Genomic DNA, 20044 nt, shown 5'->3' with positions numbered 1-20044 from the left:
GAGGTGTCGCCGCGTGTGCCCGGGGGTGCCCGGGCGCGAGATCCGGCCACCGCCGGTGCGGCGCGGCCGAGTTGAGTGGGAAGCGTATCGTCCGTGATCTTCGGGTCGTCGTCCGGTTCCCTCATCGGGGCGGAAGACAGGCAAGATGGGGGCGTGACCCTTATCGATCAGCTGCCCCCGACCGACGATCCCGACGCTCTCTTCGAGGCTTTCTCGTCCTGGACCGAGACGCAGGGGATCACCCTCTACCCGGCTCAGGAGGAGGCGCTGATCGAGGTGGTGTCCGGGGCCAACGTCATCCTCTCCACGCCGACGGGGTCCGGGAAGAGCCTGGTCGCGGCGGGTGCGCACTTCACGGCGCTGGCCCAGGACAAGGTCACCTTCTACACCGCGCCGATCAAGGCGCTGGTCTCGGAGAAGTTCTTCGACCTGTGCAAGCTGTTCGGTACGGAGAACGTCGGCATGCTGACCGGGGACGCCTCGGTCAACGCCGACGCCCCGGTGATCTGCTGCACCGCCGAGGTGCTGGCCTCCATCGCGCTGCGTGACGGGAAGTACGCGGACATCGGCCAGGTCGTGATGGACGAGTTCCACTTCTACGCGGAGCCGGACCGGGGCTGGGCGTGGCAGATCCCGTTGCTCGAACTCCCGCAGGCGCAGTTCGTCCTGATGTCGGCGACGCTCGGCGACGTCCGGATGTTCGAGGAGGACCTGACGCGGCGCACCGGCCGCCCGACCTCCGTGATCCGCTCGGCGACCCGTCCCGTACCGCTGAGCTACGAGTACCGGCTGACGCCGATCACCGAGACGCTCACGGAGCTCCTGGAGACACGGCAGTCGCCGGTGTACATCGTGCACTTCACGCAGGCGGCGGCGGTGGAGCGGGCGCAGTCGCTGATGAGCATCAACATGTGCACCAAGGAGGAGAAGGAGAAGATCGCCGATCTCATCGGCAACTTCCGCTTCACCACCAAGTTCGGCCAGAACCTCTCGCGGTACGTGCGCCACGGGATCGGTGTGCACCACGCGGGCATGCTGCCCAAGTACCGCAGGCTGGTGGAGAAGCTGGCGCAGGCGGGTCTGCTGAAGGTGATCTGCGGTACGGACACGCTGGGCGTCGGTGTCAACGTACCGATCCGCACGGTGCTGTTCACCGCACTCACCAAGTACGACGGCACCCGGGTGCGGACGCTGCGGGCGCGGGAGTTCCACCAGATCGCCGGCCGGGCGGGCCGGGCGGGCTTCGACACGGCGGGCTTCGTGGTCGCCCAGGCCCCCGAGCACGTCATCGAGAACGAGAAGGCGGTCAAGAAGGCGGGTGACGACCCGAAGAAGAAGCGGAAGGTCGTCCGCAAGAAGGCCCCCGAGGGCTTCGTGGCGTGGTCGGAGACCACCTTCGACAAGCTGATCCAGTCCGATCCGGAGCCGCTGACCTCGCGGTTCCGGGTGACGCACACGATGCTGCTCTCCGTGATCGCCCGTCCGGGCAACGCGTTCGAGGCGATGCGGCATCTGCTGGAGGACAACCACGAGCCGCGCCGGGCGCAGCTGCGGCACATCCGCCGGGCCATCGCGATCTACCGGTCGCTGCTGGACGGCGGTGTGGTGGAGCAGCTGGACGAGCCGGACGCGGAGGGACGCATCGTGCGGCTCACCGTCGATCTCCAGCAGGACTTCGCGCTGAACCAGCCGCTGTCGACGTTCGCGCTGGCCGCGTTCGAGCTGCTGGACCCGGACTCGCCGTCGTACGCGCTGGACATGGTCTCGGTGGTCGAGTCGACGCTGGACGATCCGCGCCAGATCCTGGCCGCGCAGCAGAACAAGGCGCGCGGTGAGGCGGTCGGGCAGATGAAGGCCGACGGCATCGAGTACGAGGAGCGGATGGAGCTGCTCCAGGAGGTGACGTACCCGAAGCCGCTGAGCGAGCTGCTGTGGCACGCGTACGACGTCTACCGGCGCAGCCACCCGTGGGTGGGCGACCACCCGGTGTCGCCGAAGTCGGTGATCCGTGACATGTACGAACGGGCCATGACGTTCACGGAGTTCACGTCGAACTACGAGCTGGCGCGGACCGAGGGCATCGTGCTGCGGTATCTGGCGAGCGCGTACAAGGCGCTGGAACACACCATTCCGGACGATCTCAAGTCGGAGGACCTGGAGGATCTGATCGCCTGGCTGGGCGAGATGGTCCGTCAGGTGGACTCCAGTCTGCTGGACGAGTGGGAGCAGCTGGCCAACCCCGAGGTGGAGACCGCCGAGCAGGCGCAGGAGCGGGCCGACGAGGTCAAGCCGGTCACGGCGAACGCCCGCGCGTTCCGGGTGCTGGTGCGCAACGCGATGTTCCGCCGGGTGGAGCTGGCCGCGCTGGACCGGGTCCGCGACCTGGGCGAGCTGGACGCGGACGCGGGCTGGGACGAGGACGCGTGGGGCGAGGCGATGGACGCGTACTGGGACGAGTACGAGGAGCTGGGCACCGGTCCGGACGCGCGCGGCCCGAAGCTGCTGAAGATCGACGAGGACGCGGCGCACGGGGTGTGGCGGGTCCGCCAGACGTTCGCCGACCCGAACGGCGACCACGACTGGGGCATCAGCGCGGAGGTCGACCTCGCCGCGTCGGACGAGGAGGGCCGGGCGGTCGTGCGGGTCACGTCCGTGGGCCAGTTGTGAGAGTGGAGAAGAACGGCATGACGAACCCCGCCGAGCGCCTGGTCGACCTGCTCGACCTGGAGCGGATCGAAGTCAACATCTTCCGGGGCCGGAGCCCCGACGAGTCCCTGCAGCGGGTCTTCGGCGGCCAGGTCGCGGGGCAGGCGCTGGTGGCGGCCGGGCGCACGACGGACGGGGACCGGCCGGTGCACTCGCTGCACGCCTACTTCCTGCGGCCGGGGCGTCCCGGGGTGCCGATCGTGTACGACGTGGAGCGCGTCCGGGACGGCAGGTCGTTCACGACCCGCCGGGTGACGGCCGTGCAGCAGGGCCGGACGATCTTCAACCTGACGGCGTCGTTCCACCGCCCGGAGGAGGCCGGCTTCGAGCACCAGCTGCCGGCGGCCCGGGTGGTGCCGGACCCGGAGGAGCTGCCGACGGTCGCCGAGGAGGTGCGGGAGCATCTGGGCGGTCTGCCGGAGGCCCTGGAGCGGATGGCGCGGCGCCAGCCGTTCGACATCCGGTACGTGGACCGGCTGCGCTGGACGCGCGAGGAGATCAAGGACGCGGACCCGCGCAGCGCGGTGTGGATGCGTGCGGTGGGGCCGCTGGGCGACGATCCGCTGGTGCACACCTGCGCGTTGACGTACGCGAGCGACATGACACTCCTCGACGCGGTCCGCATCCCGGTGGAGCCGCTGTGGGGGCCGCGCGGCTTCGACATGGCCTCCCTGGATCACGCGATGTGGTTCCACCGGCCGTTCCGGGCGGACGAGTGGTTCCTGTACGACCAGGAGTCGCCGGTCGCGACGGGCGGGCGGGGTCTGGCGCGCGGCCGGATTTACGACCGGGCGGGCAATCTGCTGGTGTCGGTGGTTCAGGAGGGCCTGTTCCGGCGGCTGGACGGCGCCCCGTCCGCATAACCCCCCAGACGGTAGGGCTAGTGTTCGACTTCCCGATCGTCGCACCGGAGGAGCGCGCACGTGGCCGCCGTCCTGCAAGTGAGTCCCGTCGCGACGGGGAGGAAGCCGCGCAAGGGCGCGCCGGCGCCCGCTCCCCTCTCGCCCTTCAGCCATGTCGTCAAGGTCACCGACGAGCCGGGCGGGGAGTCGCGGGTGCTGGCCCATCTGGAGCGGGAACTGCCGCCGGGCGGCATACCGGCCTACCTCGCCGGCCGGAAGACGGGGGCCCGCTCCTTCGTCCTGTGGGCCGACCCGGAGCGCCGCTCCCGGCTGGCAACGGTCGTCACCTCGTCGTGCGGTGACGGGGTTTCGGCGTACCAGGTGCTGGGTGGTTACGGGGAGGTGCTGGGCACCGTCGTCCGGGAGAAGGCGTGCTCGGGCAAGGGCCTGCGCACCCGCTGGTCGGTCACCCAGACCGGCTGCCCCGAGGCAGTCGGTCTCAAGGGCCGCATCTTCTGGTGGTACGTGTGGTGGCTGCTGTTCCCGCTGTGGCTGGCGATCGGCGTGGGCAGCCTGGTGAGTGGCGGCGGCGACGTGCCGCGCGGGCCCCGGCGCATCCGCTGGCGGGCGGCGGGTGAGACCCCGTTCGAGTTCCATTCCGACGGCGAGGTCGTCGTACACGCCCAGTGGACCGACCAGCGGCTGGCGGCGGCGCTGACGGCGCTGATCGTCTCGTTCGACAGCTGGCTGGGCACGCCGTGGGACGACAGGCGGGAGTAGCGGCCCCGGTCACCCCCGGTACCGCTGTGCCACTGCGGCGAAGGCGGCCTTGGGCTCCCATTCCATGTCGGGGTAGGTCCGCCCCCGGCGCCCTTCCAGGAGCTTGACGATGCCCAGTCCGGCCCGGTCCAGGTCGTCCCTGGGGTCGCCGTCCGGGCGGTGCGGGTAGCCGGGCAGGGCGAACAGGAAGACGAACGCGCTGTCCACACCCTCGGTCTCGAAGACCTCCAGGAGCTCGCTCAGGTACGCGGCCTGGCCGGCCTCGTCGCGTTCGTGGACGCCGTCCAGCCGTACGGGGTCCTTGGTGACCGGGTCGTGCTCGACCACGGCGAGGACCCGCCCGCCCCGGTCCCCCGCGCCGCGGTAGGCCGCGGTGCCGAATCCGGTGACGGCGAGCGGCTTGGGCCCCCGGGCCAGGGTGCGGACCGCTTCGCGGAACCGGTCGGCGATCTCGGCGGAGCGGATCAGCTCGTACGTCACGACGTCGAAGGGCGCCCAGTCGACCTGCTCGAACTGGATGGCCGCATAGGTGAGGGTGCCCCGGTAGTGCTCGCGGACGGCGGCCACGGCGTCGCCGAGGAACGCGTTGAAGCGCAGACCGAGTTCACGGATCGCCTCGGCCCGTCGTCCGGGGCGGCTCATCAGCTGCCCGACCCGTTCCTCGGGGCTCTCTCCCGGCAGGAACCCCCGGTTCATCACGCTGAGCTCGACGCCCGCGACGAACACGACCGCGGCGCCCTCCCGCCGGAGCCGTTCCGCTCGCGCGGCGCAGTCGCGGAAGAGCGTGAGGATCTGCTCCGGTTCCAGCTCCAGCGGGTAGGGCGAGAACCAGACCTCCAGGCCGAGTGCGGCGGCGGCGACCGCGGCCTGTTCCAGCCGGTCCGGGTCGCCGCCGATGATCTGGACGGCGTTGCAGTGCAGGTCGTCGCGGATGATCGCGAGTTCCCGCCGGACCACCGCGAGGTCGAATCGCTCGCGGGATGTGCGGCCGTGCAACACGAATCCGGTGTCGTAGGTCATTCCTCTGGCCCGCATGGCGGCGTCCTCTCCTCGGTCCGTCCGGGTCGGGCCGAGGCTGCCAGGAAACTTGCGTGCACGCAAGTTTGCGTGCACGCAGCCTCTATGGAACGCTGGCGCCGTGACGACACCACCGGGACTGCGGGAGCGCAAGAAGCGGGCCACCCGCGAGGCGCTGCGCGAGGCGGCGCTGCGGCTGGCCATCGAGCACGGACCCGACCGGGTGCGGGTCGAGGACATCGCCGAGGCGGCCGGCGTCTCGCCGCGCACCTACAACAACTACTTCGCCAGCCGGGAGCAGGCGATCGTCTCCGCCGTCACCGCCGACCGGGAGGCGCGCGTCGCGGCGGCCGTCGCGGCCCGGCCGGCGGACGTCCGCCTGGCCGACGCCGTCACCGACGCGGTGGTCGAGCAGTACACGGACCCCGGTGCGCGCGGCCGGGAGGCGCTGCTGCTCGTCACCACCCGGCCGGCGCTGCGCGACGCCTACCTGGACGCCACCGCCGGTGTCGAGCCCCCGCTCACCGCGGCGATCGCCGCGCGCCTGGACGACGCCCCGACGCCGACCGCACGCGTCCTGGCGGCCGGCGTGGCCGCCGCGATCCGCATCGCGCTCGAAGGCTGGATCCAGCCGGCCGGCGACACAGCGACTCCGGACTCCGGAGGGCTGGTCGTGCCCGCCGGCTCACCGTCCGCCCTGCTCCGCGCGGCACTGGCCCCGCTCGCGCCCGCCTTCGACGCCGCCGAGGGGCGCGCGGGGGCGTGAGCGGATAGCCCGTCCGGGCGATCCCGGCCATCCGGTGCACCCCCTCGGCGCGAGCCCTCGCGGCCGGGCCGGGCGGCGGCGCGGAAGGTGGTCGCGCGCGCTGCTGTGCGGGTCGTGTCCGGCGGCCGGGTGCGCCGGAGGAGGCGGGTCGATGACGGCGGACCAGGTGTACGTGGGGCTCGGGCTGATCGTGGTGCTCGCGGTCGGTTCGCAGTTGCTGGCGAGGCGGCTGCGGGTGCCGGCGCTGCTCGTGCTGCTGCCGGCCGGGTTCATCGCCGGGGCGCTCACCGACGACGTCGATCCCGAGCGGCTGCTCGGACCCGCCTTCTCGCCACTGGTGTCGCTGGCGGTGGCGGTGATCCTGTACGACGCCGGGCTCGGCCTGGACCTGAAGCGGCTCAGGGGGCACAACCGGCGGGTGGTGCTCCGGCTGCTGTGGCTGGGAGCGCTGCTGACGCTGGTGTCCGCCGCGCTCTTCGCCGTCCCGGTGCTGGACATGTCGACGCAGGCGGCGGTCATGCTCGCGGCGATCCTCGTCGTGTCGGGCCCGACGGTGGTGGGGCCGCTGCTCGCCTTCGTACGGCCCACGGAGCGGTTGCGGCGCATCCTCGTCTGGGAGGGCGCTCTGATCGACCCGGTCGGCGGCATTCTGGGGGCGCTCGTCTTCCACGGGGTCCTGGCGGGCGGCCGGCCCGGGTTCGGCAGCGGGCTCGGGCACTTCCTGGCCAGCGCGGGGGTGGGCGTGGCGGCGGGCGCGGCCGGTGCGGCGGTGCTGTGGCTGGTGCTGCGGCGGGTACGGCTCAGCGAGGAACTGGAGACCTCGCTCCAGCTGGGCGCCGTGGTCGGGGTGGCCGCGGTCTGCGACGCGCTGCGCGACGACACGGGGCTGATCTCGGCGGTCGTGATGGGGATGGCCATGGCCAACCTGCCCGGCCTGGATCTGCCCGCGCGCCGCCCGTTCTTCGAGACGCTGGTCTCCCTGATCATCGGCCTGCTCTTCGTCTCCATCTCGGCGACGGTCACCCCGGCGTCGCTGCGGCACGTGGTGCTGCCCTCGCTGGCGCTGACCGCCCTCCTCGTCCTGGTGACCCGGCCGCTCATCGCCCACCTCGCGGCGGCCGGTACGGACGTGCCCGGGCGGGAGCGGTGGTTCATCGGCTGGATGGCCCCCCGGGGCATCGTCGCGGCCGCCACCGCCTCCACGTTCTCCTCCGAGCTGGCCGGGCACCACATCGCCGGTGCGGAGCGCATCCTGCCCGCGACCTTCGTGGTGATCGTGGCGACGGTGACGCTCTACGGCCTGACCGCGTTCCCGGTGGCGCGGCGGCTCGGGGTGCTGCGGCCGGCCCGGTCCCGGCCGCTGCTGGTGGGCGGGGCGCCCTGGGCGGTGGACCTCGCGGGCGCCCTGCGCGGGGCGGGGCTCGACGTGCTGATGTGGGCGGGCGCGGACGAGGAGCGCGCGCGGATCAGGGCCGCGGGGCTGGAACTGGCGCCCGGTGAGCTGTTCGCCTCGGCCACCGGGGCCGGTGCGGAGCTGGAGGGGATCACCTCGGTGCTGCTGCTCACCGGCGAGGACGACTTCAACGCGCTGGCGTCGCTCACGCTCCGGGAGAGCGTCGAGGGGGAGGTCGGCCGGCTCGCCCCGCCCTCCGCGAGCCAGGGTGTGGTCGCCCCCTACACCGGTGGCGACGCCCTGTTCGGACCCGGGCTCACCCGGCCCGAGATCGCCCGGAAGTACGCGGCCGGGGCGCGGGTGGTGACGCGTCCGGCGGACGGACCGCTCACACCCGGGGAGCACCTGCTGTTCCTGGTGCGTCCTGAGGGGCGGCTCGTCCCGGCCACGCAGAGCGGTCGCCCGGAGCCGGCTCCGGGCGACACACTCGTCCTGCTGAGGGAGCCGTGAGGCCCCGTCAGGCTTTCGCGCGGAGGTCCGGGCCGGTGCAGAGCGCCCAGATGATGAAGACGTCGATGGCGATCAGCACGATGGACCACAGCGGATAGTGCGGCAGCCACGCGAAGTTGGCCAGTGCGCCGAGCCCGGCGAGGAACACGCCCACCGCCCGGGCCCAGAAGGCCCCGGTGAACAGGGCGCAGCCGGCGAGGACGATCACGATTCCGAGGATGAGGTGGATCCAGCCCCAGCCGGTGAGGTTGAACTGGAAGACGTAATTGCGCGTGGCGACGAACACGTCGTCCTTGGCGATGGCCGCGATGCCCTGGAAGATCGCCATGGCACCACCGAAGATCATCAGGACCGCGGCGAACGCGGTCCAGCCCGTGCGGGCGGGATGGTGTGATCCGTCGGTGCCGTGTGGAGCCGTCGGTGCGCTGCCCGTGTTGGCCATGTCGGCCTCCTTTGCTGGCACGGTCGCCCGGCGCGGACCGGAGCCGAACCGGACGTTCCGTTTCCAGAGTGTCACGGGAACGCATGTCCGGCAGTGCGGCGGGCAGGGACTGACGGACCGGATGCCCGCTGCCCGCGATCACCCGCTTAGGATCACGTCGCAGCCGGTCCGCGCGGGGATGCGGACCGGAGTTCCCCGGAAGGACCTCACCCCCATGACCGAGATCGTCCCGGTGTCCGGCCCCGAGCTGGTCACCTACGCCGATGAGCTGGCCGCCCTGCTCGTGGAGACCGTCGAGAACGGCTCGTCCGTCGGCTTCCTCGCCCCCCTGGACCGCGACACCGCCGCCGACTGGTGGCGCGCCCGGGCCGCGTCCGTGGAGGCGGGGCAGCTCCAGGCGTGGCTCGCCCGGGACGGGGAACGCATCGCGGGCACGATCGGCCTGGTCCGGGCGCCGCTGCCCAACGCCCGCCACCGCGCGGAGGTGACCAAGCTGATGGTCCGCCCCTCGGCGCGCGGGCGCGGTCTCGGCCGTGAGCTGCTGGCCGCGGCCGAGCGCACGGCAGCCGAGGACGGCGTCACGCTCCTCGTCCTGGACACCGAGAGCGGCAGCCCGGCGGAGGGGCTGTACCGCGCTGCGGGATGGACGGAGTGCGGTTCGGTTCCGGACTACGCGGCCGGTCCGGACGGGGTCCTGAAGCCGACGACCTTCTACTACAAGTCGGTCGGCCGCGTCGCCGACGTACCCCTGGGGTGAGAATGGGCCGGGAAGACACCGACGAGGAGACATCCATGACGCTGTACGACATTCCGCTGCGCACCCTCACCGGCGAGCCGACGTCCCTCGGCGACTACCGGGGCCGGGCGGTGCTGCTGGTGAACGTGGCATCGAAGTGCGGGCTGACCCCGCAGTACGCGGGACTGGAGCGGCTCCAGAAGGAGTACGGGGACCGGGGCCTCACCGTGCTCGGCGTGCCGTGCAACCAGTTCGGCGGCCAGGAGCCGGGGACCGCCGAGGAGATCGAGACGTTCTGCTCGACCACGTACGGGGTGAGCTTCCCGCTGCTGGAGAAGACCGAGGTGAACGGCGCGAACCGGCACCCGCTGTACGCGGAGCTGACCCGGCTCGCGGACGCCGGGGGCGAGGCCGGGGACGTCCAGTGGAACTTCGAGAAGTTCCTGATTTCCCCGGCGGGTGAGCCGGTCGCCCGCATCCGCCCCCGCACGGAGCCGGACGCGCCCGAGCTGGTCGAGGCGATCGAGGCGCAGCTGCCGGCCTGATCCGAACGAGAGGTTCTAGGGGGTGTCTTGTCGATCATGGCCGGGTCCGACCCTGATCGGCAAGACACCCCCTAGGCGCGGCTGAGCAGCACGGAGCCCTTGGGGTAAGTGGCATCGCCGCCCACGTTCGCCACCTGGACGAGGACGGGGGTGCCCTCCTTGATGTCGCCGGTCTTCCACGGCGTGCAGTACGGAGAAGTGTGGCCGCGTGTGGTGGCCGTCCGGTCCCAGGTGCCGTCCCGGCCGATGTCGAGCTTGACCTCGATGCTCCAGCCGTCGGCGTCGGTGTCGCAGGCGCGGATCGAGTCGCCGGGGGCGGCGCCGTACGGGTCCGCGTTCCACTCCCCGTAACCGCCGAAGACCGCGTCGACCGTCCGGGGCTCGGCGTGCGCCGTCGTCTGCGCGGTCACCACGAGCCCGAAGGCCGCCGCCGCGGTCACCGCGATCCGTCCCGCACCGGATCTCGCCATGCCTGCTCCCTCCATCACCCGGTCACGATCTCCACCGGGAATCTACAGGTACATGGCAGGTGCACACCATCGTGAGCGCTCCACGACCGCGGCCCCCGCCCCCCGGTGTGTGCCGGGGGACGGGGGCCGCGGTCGCCGCATGCGCCTCGCGCGCGGTCAGCGGATGGGCATGCCCGACAGGGTGCGGGCGATGACCAGGCGCTGGATCTCGCTGGTGCCCTCGAAGATCGTGTAGATCGCGGCGTCCCGGTGCATGCGCTCGACCGGGTACTCCCGCGTGAAGCCGTTGCCGCCGAGGATCTGGACGGCCTGGGCGGTGACCTTCTTGGCCGTCTCGCTCGCGTACAGCTTGGACATGGAGCCCTCGGCCGACTCGAACGGCTTGCCGGTGGTGGCCATCCAGGAGGCGCGCCAGACCAGCAGCCGGGCCGCGTCGATCTGGGTCCGCATGTCGGCGAGCTGGAAGGCGACGCCCTGGTTGTCGATGATCGGGCGGCCGAACTGGGTCCGTGTCTTGGCGTAGTCGAGCGCCACTTCGTACGCGGCCCGGGCGGTGCCGACCGCCATGGCACCGACGGCCGGGCGGGACGCCTCGAAGGTGGCCATCGCGGCGTTCTTCACGCGCTCGCCGCCGGTCGCGGCGCGCTCACGGGCACGGGCGAGGCGCTGGTCCAGCTTCTCCTTGCCACCGAGCAGGCAGTGCCCGGGAACCCGCACGTCCTCCAGGACGACCTCGGCGGTGTGCGAGGCACGGATGCCGTGCTTCTTGAACTTCTGGCCCTGGGAGAGCCCGGGGGTGTCCGGCGGCACGATGAAGGAGGCGTGGCCCTTGGAGCCGAGCTCGGCGTCGACCACCGCGACCACCACGTGGACGTTGGCGATGCCGCCGTTGGTCGCCCAGGTCTTGGTGCCGTTGAGCACCCACTCGTCCTTGGCCTGGTCGTACACCGCGCGGGTGCGCATCGAAGCGACGTCGGAACCGGCGTCGGGCTCGGAGGAGCAGAAGGCCGCGACCTTCACGTCGTCGGCGTCCCCGTACATCTGCGGGATCCAGGTGCCGATCTGCTCCTCGGTGCCGTTGGCGAGGACGCCGACGGCCGCCAGGCCCGTACCGACGATCGACAGGGCGATGCCGGCGTCGCCCCAGAACAACTCCTCCATGGCCATCGGGATGCCGAGGCCCGTAGGATCGAAGAACTGCTGGGCGTAGAAGTCGAGGGAGTAGATCCCGACCTTCGCGGCCTCCTGGATGACGGGCCAGGGCGTCTCCTCACGCTCGTCCCACTCCGAAGCGGCCGGACGGATCACGTCCGCGGCGAAGCCGTGGAGCCAGTCACGGACCTGCTTCTGGTCATCGTTGAGCTCAAGCGTGAACTCGGCCATGTTCCCCTCCACGTACTGCCGTCGAAACGCCTCGTTACTTGCGGTAACAACAGTCTGTTACTGGCAAGTAGCCTCTGTCAACCGCATGAGACGCCATCCGCACCCCGCCGGACAGGGTGTTACGTTGCGCAGGCACGACGGACAGGCACGGTCAGGGGTGGGAGAGACGACATGGAGACCACACGACAGGCCGAGCGCCAGCGGACCACGGCCGAGCGCCGCCGCCGCGAGCTGCTCGACGCCGCCGACCGCGTGGTGCTCAGGGACGGCCCCGGGGCCTCGATGAACGCCATCGCGGCCGAGGCGGGCATCACCAAGCCGATCCTCTACCGGCATTTCGGCGACAAGGGCGGGCTCTACCGGGCCCTGGCCAAGCGGCACACCGACGCACTGCTGAGCGCCCTGCGCGCCGCACTCGACGCCCCCGCCGAACGGCGCGCCCGGGTCGAGTCGACGCTCGACACCTACCTCGCTGCGATCGAGGCCCGCCCCCAGGTGTACCGCTTCCTGATGCACCCGTCCGACGACGCGGCCCCCTCCCCCGAGCAGGGCTTCGACGTGGGCCGGCACTCCGCACCGCTGCTGCGCCGCCTGGGCGAGGAGCTGGCCACGGTGATCGCGGAGCGGGTGGACCTCGGCCCGGACAGCGAGGCGATGGCCCGGATCTGGGGCCACGGCATCGTCGGCATGATGCACGCGGCCGGTGACTGGTGGCTGGGCGAACGCCCTTGCTCGCGCGAGCAGTTGGTTCGCAGCCTCGCCGATCTGCTCTGGGGCAGACTGGCCGCGGCGGGCGACCGCGCGGACGGTCCCGGATTCTGACGGGCCGTCGACCGGCTCAGCCGTTTCGCGCCCACGGCGCCCGGCGGGCCGCGCGCAGCACCCGGGCCCGGCGCAGCCCGGTCAGCCGGTCGGTGTAGACCCGGCCCTCCAGGTGGTCGCACTCGTGCTGGAGGCAGCGGGCGAAGAAGCCGGTGCCGTCGATCCGGACCGGCTTGCCGGTCATGGTGACGCCCTCGACCACCGCGTGGTCGAAGCGCGGGGTGCCGGCCTCCAGGCCGGGGAGCGAGAGGCAGCCCTCGGAGCCGCGCACGGTGACCCCGTCCGCCTCCACCAGGACCGGGTTCACCACGTGTCCGAGGTGGCGCACGTCTTCGTCGTCGGGGCAGTCGAAGACGAACACCCGTGACGGCACACCGATCTGGTTGGCGGCGAGCCCGACGCCCCGCGCCTCGTACATCGTGGCGAACATGTCCTCGACGAGCCGGGCGAGCGAGGGGCCGAACTCCGCGACCGGTTCGCATGCCGCGTGCAGGACGGGGTCGCCGAGCAGGGTCATGGTGCGGACGATGCCGGAGCTGCCGGGGATCGGGCGGTTGCGCATGGCGGTCATCGTACGTTCCAGGGGGTGACGCCGGGGACGCCGGACTTCCCGGCCCCGGACCTGCGTCAACTCCGTCGCCCCGGTCACCCGGGCGGCCTTTTCCCGGGCCGCCGGCGTGATGCGCACCACTGTCCGGGCGGGCACGGCCGCCGAGGGGTGATCATGGGCGAATGAACGCCCGCTTCCTCGGCATCGCCGAGCTGTCCGCGACCCCCTCCGTGGCGGTCGTCGTCGATGTCATGCGCGCTTACACCGTGGCCGCCTGGGCCTTCGCCCGGGGCGCGGAGAAGATCGTGCTCGCCGGCTCCCTGGACGAGGCGCTGGAGCTCAAGGGCCGCCACCCGGACTGGGTGGCGCTCAAGGACGGTGCCCCCGCGCCCGGGTTCGACGCCGTCAACTCGCCGGGGCGGTTGCGCTCGCGGGACCTGGGCGGCCGGACCGTGGTGCAGAAGACCACGGCGGGGACGGTCGGCGCCCTCGCGGTGAAGGACGCGCCGCTGGTGCTGTGCACCGGCTTCGTGGTGGCGGGGGCGACGGCGCGGCTGCTGCGGGAGCGCGCGGGCGGGGACGTCACCTTCGTGGTCACCGGTGAGGACGGGCGCGCCGACGAGGACCTGGCGTGCGCCCAGTACATCGCCCGCCGGGTGGCCGGGGAGGCGGTGGACGCGGAGCCGTTTCTGCGTCGGGCGGGCGATTCGCGCGCCGCTGCCGAGCTGGCGCAGGGGGTGCGCGCGGGGGCCCACCCCGAGGACGTGGCGCTCTGCCTCGAACTCGACCGGTTCCCCTTCGCCATGGTCGCGACGCAGGAGAACTCCCTCATGACGCTGCGCTCGCACATCTTCACGTAGATCCATCACGACGTTCACATACTGGGTCAGCAAACACATGCATGACCGTTGACGTGCCCATGGCGTCACTCTACGGTCAATGGAAAGCGCTTGCACCACACCGAGCGGAAGCCCGTCCGGTTCACTCCCCCCACCTGGAGTCGAAGATGCAGCTCAAGCCTGTTCTCGCCTGTGTCGGCCTGCTTGCCGGTTCGCTCGGCGTCCTGGGCACTACCGCACACGCCGCCCCCGGTCAGGAAAACGCTTCCCTCGCGGCCGCCGCGCTGTACGTCGCACCGGACGGCACCACCGATGCCGCCGGTACCGAATCGGACCCCACCACGCTCGCCTCGGCGATCAGCCGGGTGAACGCCGGCGGGACGATCTACCTGCGCGGCGGCACGTACCGCTACGGGCAGACGGTCACCATCCCGCCGGGCAACGACGGCACATCGGGCGCCCGCACCACCATGGCCGCCTACCCGGGCGAGCAGCCGGTGCTGAACTTCTCGGAGATGAGCGAGGACCCGGCCAACCGCGGGCTCGCGGTGAACGGCGACTACTGGCACATCGACGGGCTCACCGTCGAGCACGCCGGCGACAACGGCGTCTTCGTCGGCGGCAGCGACAACGTCATCGAGCACGTCGTGACCCGCTTCAACCACGACTCGGGGCTCCAGATCTCCCGGATCTCCTCCGACACCCCCGACGACGAGTGGCCCGCGAACAACCTCGTCCTCAGCTCCGAGTCGCACGACAACGCCGACTCCGACGGCGAGGACGCGGACGGCTTCGCCGCCAAGCTCACCGCGGGACCGGGCAACGTCTTCCGCTACACCGTCTCGCACAACAACATCGACGACGGCTGGGACCTCTACACCAAGACGGACACCGGCCCTATCGGCCCCGTGACCATCGAGGACTCCCTCAGCTACGACAACGGCACCCTCTCCGACGGCACCGTGAACGAGGACGGCGACCGCAACGGCTTCAAACTCGGCGGCGACGGGATCAAGGTCAGCCACATCGTGCGGCGCAACATCGCCTACAACAACGGCCACCACGGCTTCACGTACAACAGCAACCCCGGCACGATGACCGTGTCCGACAACGTCGGCATCGACAACGAGGAGCGCAACTTCTCCTTCGACAAGGGCACTTCGGTGTTCCGGGACAACACCTCCTGCCGCAGCGGCGACGGCTCCAACGACAAGACCGTCGGCGACGCGGACGGCTCCAACCAGTTCTGGACCGGCTCGAACGGCTCCCGCTGCTCCGCGTACGACGGGGCCCTGGACTGGTCGTTCGCCTCCGACGGCCGCCTCGTCGTCTCGTTCGGCGGGACCGCGGTCACTCCGTAACCCGGGCGGGCGGTGCCGGGGCCTCCCCCGGCACCGCTCCCGTCTCACTCCTCCCGCAGGCTCGTCACCAGGTCGCGCGGCAGACCGTGGGTGTCGTGGAGGTAGTGAAGGTCCTCCTCGGTCAGCGGGCCCCGGAACCGGGGCCGGGTCAGCACCTGCCGGCCTCGCTCCAGGAGCCGGACGAACCGGCGCTCCTCGTCGGTCAGCACCCGCAGCACCTCGCCGGGGTCCACGTCCTGCCGGAAGTGGTCCAGGGTGTGCCGGACCGGCTCGGGCGGAAGATCGCCGAGCGTGCGCGAGGGGTCGCCCTGCCGGAGCACGGTCAGGGCCCGTCGCAGCAGCCGGCGCAGCACGTAACCGCGCCCGGTGGCGGCCGGGCGGATCCCGTCGCCGACGACCACGACGGCGGAGCGGAGATGGTCGCAGACCAGCCGCAGCGAGGGCTCGTCCAGCGGCCACAGACCCGGTACGACACGGCGCCAGGGGTCGAAGACATCGCACTCGAACACCGAGCCCTTGCCCTGGAGCAGCGAGGCCAGCCGTTCGAGACCGAGCCCGGTGTCGACATTGCGCCGCGGCAGCGGCACCAGTGATCCGTCGTCGAGCCTGCGGTGGCTCATCGTGACGTGGTTCCACACCTCCACCCAGCGGTCGTCCCCGGTGGGCGTGGACACGGGCGGTCCCTCGCCGCTCCACAGGAAGATCTCCGAGTCGGGTCCGCACGGACCGGTCGGCCCGTTGGACCACCAGTTGTCCTCGACGGTCGGCTCGACGGGCACGCCCAGCCCCTGCCAGACCCGCAGCGAGGCGGTGTCCGGCTCGGTTCGCTCGTCCCCGGCGTACACCGTGGCGTGCAGCCTGCCGGGGTCGATGCCCAGGCCCTCGGTGAGCAGCCCGTACCCCCATTCCAGGCTGCGCGGGCCCTCGTAATCACCCAGCGACCAGCTGCCGAGCATCTCGAAGACGGTGAGGTGGGTGGCGTCGCCGACCTCGTCCAGATCGGTGGTGCGCAGGCAGCGCTGCCGGTTGACCAGTCGGCTGCCCAGGGGATGCGGGCGGCCCTCCAGGTACGGGGTGAGGGGATGCATCCCGGATGTGGTGAAGAGCACGGGGTCGCCGGGCGGCGGCAGCAGCGTGGAGCCGGTGACGCGGCGGTGGCCGCGCTCCTCGAAGTACTCCAGGAAGGTACGGGCGAGCTGTTCGGTGTCCATGGGGACGGCTCCTTCGCGGATGGCGGGGAGGCGCCGGAGAACGGGACCGTTCGGTCACCCGGCCGGGGAGGAATCTCCGCGGCACCACCGACGGACCGTTTCCGGTCGCCGGTGGAAGGGAAAGTCAGACGGCGGCAACCGGCGAGCAGGTCGCTCGCGCGGTCGCGGTGGTGGTGATGCCGTTGACGTCCATACGCCGAAGGTAACGCGCCCCCGGCCGCCCGTGCACCCGGATTCCGTCGCCGGCGGGCCCATGGAGAACGCGACGGCCCGCTCACGCGTCCTCCATTCCACGGGAAGTCCACGTGCCGGACGGTGCCGCCGTGCGGTCACCGTGCCGGACATCGATAGGCTGGGCGGCGGACCGATGCAAGGAGGATCTAGGACGATGGCAGGCAACACGGAGCCGTTGTCGCCGCGGGCCAAGCTGGCCGTGACGGCGGGCAAGGCCGCTGCGGCGGTGTCGCGGGCGGCCGGGCGGGGCAGCGGATCGGTGATCGGCGGCCGGGTGGCGCTCAAACTCGACCCCGACCTGCTCGGGCGGCTGGCGCAGCACCTGGACGTGATCCTCGTCTCGGCGACGAACGGCAAGACGACCACCACACGGCTGATCGCCGAGGCGCTGCGCGCCGCGGGCCCGGTCGTGTCGAACGCGCTCGGCGCCAACATGCCCGCGGGCATCACGTCGGCGCTGGCCGGCGGCTCCGACGCGCAGTACGGCGTGATCGAGGTCGACGAGAAGTACCTCGCGGGGGTGGCCCGCGACACGACGCCCAAGGTGATCGCGCTCCTCAACCTCTCGCGCGACCAGCTGGACCGGGCCGCGGAGACGCGGATGCTGGCCGAGAAGTGGCGTGAGGGTCTGTCCGGCTCGAAGTCCGTGATCGTCGCCAACGCCGACGACCCGCTGATCGTCTGGGCGGCCTCCTCCTCCCCCAATGTGGTGTGGGTCGCGGCCGGCCAGGCGTGGAAGGACGACGCCTGGTCCTGCCCGTCCTGCGGCGGGGTCATGCAGCGCCCCGGAGACGACTGGTTCTGCGGCGAGTGCGGTTTCCGGCGTCCGCCGCCGAGCTGGGTGCTGCACGGCGACTACGTGCTCGACCCGCACGGTTCGGCGTGGCCGATCCACCTCCAGCTCCCCGGCCGCGCCAACAAGGCCAACGCCACGAGCTCGGCGGCCGTGGCCGCGGTCTTCGGGGTGCCGCCGCAGGTGGCCCTGGAGCGCATGTACCAGGTGCAGGCCGTGGCCGGCCGGTACGACGTGGTGAACTTCCTCGGCCGTGAGCTGCGGCTCCTGCTGGCGAAGAACCCGGCGGGCTGGCTGGAGACCTTCTCGCTGATCGACCCGCCGCCGACCCCGGTGATCCTCTCCGTGAACGCGCGCGGCGCGGACGGCACGGACACCTCGTGGCTGTGGGACGTCGACTACACGCAGCTCGCGGGCCACCCGATCTTCGTGCTCGGCGACCGCAAGCTGGACCTCGCGGTCCGCCTCGAAGTGGCCGGACTCGACTTCCGGGTCTGCGAGAACCTGGACGAGGCCGTGCAGCAGGCTCCGCCCGGGCGCATCGAGGTCATCGCCAACTACACCGCCTTCCAGGACCTGCGCCGCCGTGTCGGCAACTGACCCCGGCCCCGGGCCCCTCCGGAGAGGACGAAGCATGAGCAACAACAGCCTGCGGCTGGTGTGGGTGTACCCGGACCTGCTGAGCACCTACGGCGACCAGGGCAACGCCCTGGTGGTGGAGCGCCGGGCCCGCCAGCGCGGCCTGGACGTGGCGCGCGTCGACGTGCGCAGCGACCAGCCGGTGCCCACGTCGGGCGACATCTATCTGATCGGCGGCGGTGAGGACCGGCCGCAGCGGCTCGCGGCGGAGCGGCTGCGCCGCGACGGCGGACTCTCCCGGGCCGCGTCCAACGGCGCGATCATCTTCTCGGTCTGCGCCGGCTACCAGATCCTCGGCCACGAGTTCATCAACGACCTCGGTGAGCGCGAGCAGGGTCTCGGTCTGCTGGACGTGGTGTCGACGCGCGGCGAGGGCGCGCGGTGCGTCGGCGACGTGCTGGCGGACATCGATCCGCAGCTGGGCCTTCCGCCGCTGACCGGGTTCGAGAACCACCAGGGCGTCACGCATCTCGGGCCGACGGCGCGGCCGTTCGCCCGGGTGCGGTTCGGCCGGGGCAACGGCACGGGCGACGGCACCGAGGGCGCGTACAACGACACGGTGTTCGGCACCTACATGCACGGTCCGGTGATGGCGCGGAACCCCATGATCGCGGACCTGCTGCTCAAGCTGGCCCTCGACGTGAACGCGCTCCCGCCGACCGACGACCGGTGGTACGAGGCGCTGCGCGCGGAGCGCATCGCGGCGGCCACACAGCCCGCCTGACCAGGCGGTTCACTGGTTGTCCGATGAGTGGCGCAGGGCTCGGATGAGCGGCGTCCAGCAGGCGGACGCCCGGTTCGGTCCCGCCACCCTGCGCCGGTAGGGTGGCGGGGATCCAACCGGACGACGTGGTCCGGTCGTCGGCCCACGTTGCAAAGGTTTCCCGGGCAATGCGAATTGGTGTGCTCACCTCCGGCGGCGACTGCCCCGGCCTCAATGCCGTCATCCGGTCCGTCGTCCACCGCGCTGTGGTCGACCACGGCGACGAGGTCATCGGCTTCCACGACGGGTGGCGGGGCCTCCTGGAGTGCGACTACCGCAAGCTCGACCTGGACGCCGTGGGCGGCATCCTCGCCCGTGGCGGCACGATCCTCGGCTCCTCCCGGGTCCAGCCGGCGCATCTGCGCGGGGGCGTCGAGACGGCCCGGGGCCATGTGAAGGACCTGGGGCTCGACGCGATCATCCCGATCGGCGGCGAGGGCACCCTCAAGGCGGCGAACCTGCTGTCCGAGGCGGGGCTGCCCATCGTCGGGGTGCCGAAGACCATCGACAACGACATCGCGTCCACCGACGTGACCTTCGGCTTCGACACCGCCGTCGGCGTCGCCACCGAGGCGCTGGACCGGCTGAAGACCACCGCCGAGTCGCACCAGCGCGTCATGATCGTCGAGGTCATGGGCCGCCACACCGGCTGGATCGCCCTGCACTCGGGCATGGCGGCCGGCGCGCACGCCGTCGTCGTCCCGGAGCGCCCGTTCGACATCGACGAGCTGACCGAGGTCGTGGGCCGGCGCTTCTCGGCCGGCAAGAAGTTCGCGATCGTCGTCGTCGCGGAGGGGGCGAAGCCGCGCGAGGGCTCCATGGACTTCCAGTCGGGCGCCAAGGACATCTACGGTCACGAGCGCTTCACCGGCGTGGCGACCCAGCTCTCCGTCGAGCTGGAGCAGCGTCTCGGCAAGGAGGCCCGCCCGGTGATCCTGGGCCACGTCCAGCGCGGCGGCACGCCGACCGCGTACGACCGCGTCCTCGCGACCCGGTTCGGCTGGCACGCGGTGGAGGCGGCGCACCGGGGCGAGTTCGGCATGATGACGGCGCTGCGCGGCACGGACATCACGCTGGTGCCCCTCGCGCACGCGGTGGAGACCCTGAAGACGGTCCCGGCCGCCCGCTACGCCGAGGCGGAGTGCGTGCTCTGAGCGACACCCCGACACGAGACCGCCCCCGGCCGCATCCTCGGCCGGGGGCGGTTCTAGTCTGGTCGGGACAACCAGCACGAAACAGGGA

At 71.8% G+C, this 20044-nt stretch carries 19 protein-coding genes; 13 read left to right on the top strand and 6 right to left on the bottom strand.

The features are described 5' to 3' along the window. The first annotated feature begins 153 nt into the window (after positions 1-153). Genes ACFZAT_RS22870 through ACFZAT_RS22860 form a run of 3 tightly spaced genes read left to right on the top strand, consistent with a single transcriptional unit; the run spans position 154 to position 4328 of the window. Entirely contained in the window at positions 154-2667 is a 2514-nt protein-coding gene (locus ACFZAT_RS22870; RefSeq protein ID WP_383305731.1) for a DEAD/DEAH box helicase, read from the top strand. Between the two features lie 17 nt (positions 2668-2684). Then, entirely contained in the window at positions 2685-3569 is an 885-nt protein-coding gene (locus tag ACFZAT_RS22865; RefSeq protein ID WP_391266369.1) for an acyl-CoA thioesterase domain-containing protein, read from the top strand. A gap of 60 nt (positions 3570-3629) precedes the next feature. Continuing rightward, the gene (locus ACFZAT_RS22860; protein WP_391266368.1) at positions 3630-4328 is read left to right on the top strand and encodes a hypothetical protein; all 699 of its coding nucleotides are present in this window, start codon (positions 3630-3632) and stop codon (positions 4326-4328) included. A gap of 9 nt (positions 4329-4337) precedes the next feature. On the opposite strand, the gene ACFZAT_RS22855 is transcribed toward ACFZAT_RS22860, so the two are convergent. Then, positions 4338-5363, bottom strand: a complete 1026-nt coding sequence (locus ACFZAT_RS22855) for a hypothetical protein (protein WP_391266366.1) — start codon at positions 5361-5363, stop codon at positions 4338-4340. 103 nt (positions 5364-5466) lie between these two features. Between ACFZAT_RS22855 and ACFZAT_RS22850 the strand changes: the two genes are divergently transcribed. Beyond that, a complete protein-coding gene (locus ACFZAT_RS22850; protein WP_391266365.1) occupies positions 5467-6111 on the top strand; it encodes a TetR family transcriptional regulator in 645 nt (214 codons plus the stop codon). Between the two features lie 151 nt (positions 6112-6262). Beyond that, on the top strand, positions 6263-8014 hold the full coding sequence (locus ACFZAT_RS22845; RefSeq protein ID WP_391266364.1) for a cation:proton antiporter: 1752 nt from the start codon (positions 6263-6265) through the stop codon (positions 8012-8014). Between the two features lie 7 nt (positions 8015-8021). Here ACFZAT_RS22845 and ACFZAT_RS22840 read toward each other — a convergent pair whose 3' ends face one another. After that, positions 8022-8456 (bottom strand): hypothetical protein, encoded by a 435-nt coding sequence (locus ACFZAT_RS22840; RefSeq protein ID WP_391266363.1) that lies wholly within the window; start codon positions 8454-8456, stop codon positions 8022-8024. 214 nt (positions 8457-8670) lie between these two features. Between ACFZAT_RS22840 and ACFZAT_RS22835 the strand changes: the two genes are divergently transcribed. Next, complete coding sequence (locus ACFZAT_RS22835; RefSeq protein ID WP_391266362.1) at positions 8671-9213, top strand: GNAT family N-acetyltransferase; 543 nt, start codon at positions 8671-8673, stop codon at positions 9211-9213. A gap of 35 nt (positions 9214-9248) precedes the next feature. Continuing rightward, a complete protein-coding gene (locus tag ACFZAT_RS22830; RefSeq protein WP_391266359.1) occupies positions 9249-9737 on the top strand; it encodes a glutathione peroxidase in 489 nt (162 codons plus the stop codon). Between the two features lie 71 nt (positions 9738-9808). Here ACFZAT_RS22830 and ACFZAT_RS22825 read toward each other — a convergent pair whose 3' ends face one another. Both ACFZAT_RS22825 and ACFZAT_RS22820 read right to left on the bottom strand, forming a co-directional pair. Further along, entirely contained in the window at positions 9809-10207 is a 399-nt protein-coding gene (locus tag ACFZAT_RS22825; RefSeq protein WP_391266358.1) for a hypothetical protein, read from the bottom strand. 156 nt (positions 10208-10363) lie between these two features. Then, positions 10364-11590 carry an acyl-CoA dehydrogenase family protein gene (locus ACFZAT_RS22820; protein WP_391266356.1) on the bottom strand — a complete coding sequence of 409 codons (1227 nt, stop codon included), beginning with the start codon at positions 11588-11590 and terminating at the stop codon, positions 10364-10366. Between the two features lie 171 nt (positions 11591-11761). Between ACFZAT_RS22820 and ACFZAT_RS22815 the strand changes: the two genes are divergently transcribed. Next, on the top strand, positions 11762-12412 hold the full coding sequence (locus tag ACFZAT_RS22815; RefSeq protein WP_391266355.1) for a TetR family transcriptional regulator: 651 nt from the start codon (positions 11762-11764) through the stop codon (positions 12410-12412). 16 nt (positions 12413-12428) lie between these two features. On the opposite strand, the gene def is transcribed toward ACFZAT_RS22815, so the two are convergent. Beyond that, the gene (gene def / locus ACFZAT_RS22810; protein WP_391266353.1) at positions 12429-12974 is read right to left on the bottom strand and encodes a peptide deformylase; all 546 of its coding nucleotides are present in this window, start codon (positions 12972-12974) and stop codon (positions 12429-12431) included. A gap of 170 nt (positions 12975-13144) precedes the next feature. Between def and ACFZAT_RS22805 the strand changes: the two genes are divergently transcribed. Both ACFZAT_RS22805 and ACFZAT_RS22800 read left to right on the top strand, forming a co-directional pair. Beyond that, complete coding sequence (locus ACFZAT_RS22805; RefSeq protein WP_391266350.1) at positions 13145-13822, top strand: 2-phosphosulfolactate phosphatase; 678 nt, start codon at positions 13145-13147, stop codon at positions 13820-13822. Between the two features lie 146 nt (positions 13823-13968). Next, the gene (locus tag ACFZAT_RS22800; protein WP_391266348.1) at positions 13969-15162 is read left to right on the top strand and encodes a right-handed parallel beta-helix repeat-containing protein; all 1194 of its coding nucleotides are present in this window, start codon (positions 13969-13971) and stop codon (positions 15160-15162) included. A 44-nt stretch (positions 15163-15206) separates the two neighbouring features. On the opposite strand, the gene ACFZAT_RS22795 is transcribed toward ACFZAT_RS22800, so the two are convergent. Next, a complete protein-coding gene (locus ACFZAT_RS22795; protein ID WP_391266347.1) occupies positions 15207-16373 on the bottom strand; it encodes an alanine--tRNA ligase-related protein in 1167 nt (388 codons plus the stop codon). Between the two features lie 388 nt (positions 16374-16761). Here ACFZAT_RS22795 and ACFZAT_RS22790 point away from each other — a divergent pair, with 388 nt between their 5' ends. The 3 genes from ACFZAT_RS22790 (at position 16762) to ACFZAT_RS22780 (ending at position 19956) form a co-directional block, all read left to right on the top strand. Then, positions 16762-18000, top strand: coding sequence for a MurT ligase domain-containing protein (locus ACFZAT_RS22790; protein WP_018522818.1), 1239 nt, complete (start codon positions 16762-16764; stop codon positions 17998-18000). Positions 18001-18034: 34 nt separating this feature from the next. Then, a complete protein-coding gene (locus tag ACFZAT_RS22785; protein ID WP_018105234.1) occupies positions 18035-18763 on the top strand; it encodes a type 1 glutamine amidotransferase in 729 nt (242 codons plus the stop codon). A gap of 167 nt (positions 18764-18930) precedes the next feature. Further along, on the top strand, positions 18931-19956 hold the full coding sequence (locus ACFZAT_RS22780; protein WP_391266344.1) for an ATP-dependent 6-phosphofructokinase: 1026 nt from the start codon (positions 18931-18933) through the stop codon (positions 19954-19956). Positions 19957-20044: the final 88 nt, after the last annotated feature.

Origin of the sequence: Streptomyces sp. NPDC008163 (assembly GCF_042956885.1) — a bacterium.
GTDB classification, from domain to species: Bacteria; Actinomycetota; Actinomycetes; order Streptomycetales; family Streptomycetaceae; genus Streptomyces; species Streptomyces drozdowiczii_A.
The sequence above is the reverse complement of the archived record's forward strand: the minus strand, read 5'-3'. Positions and strand labels throughout refer to the sequence as shown.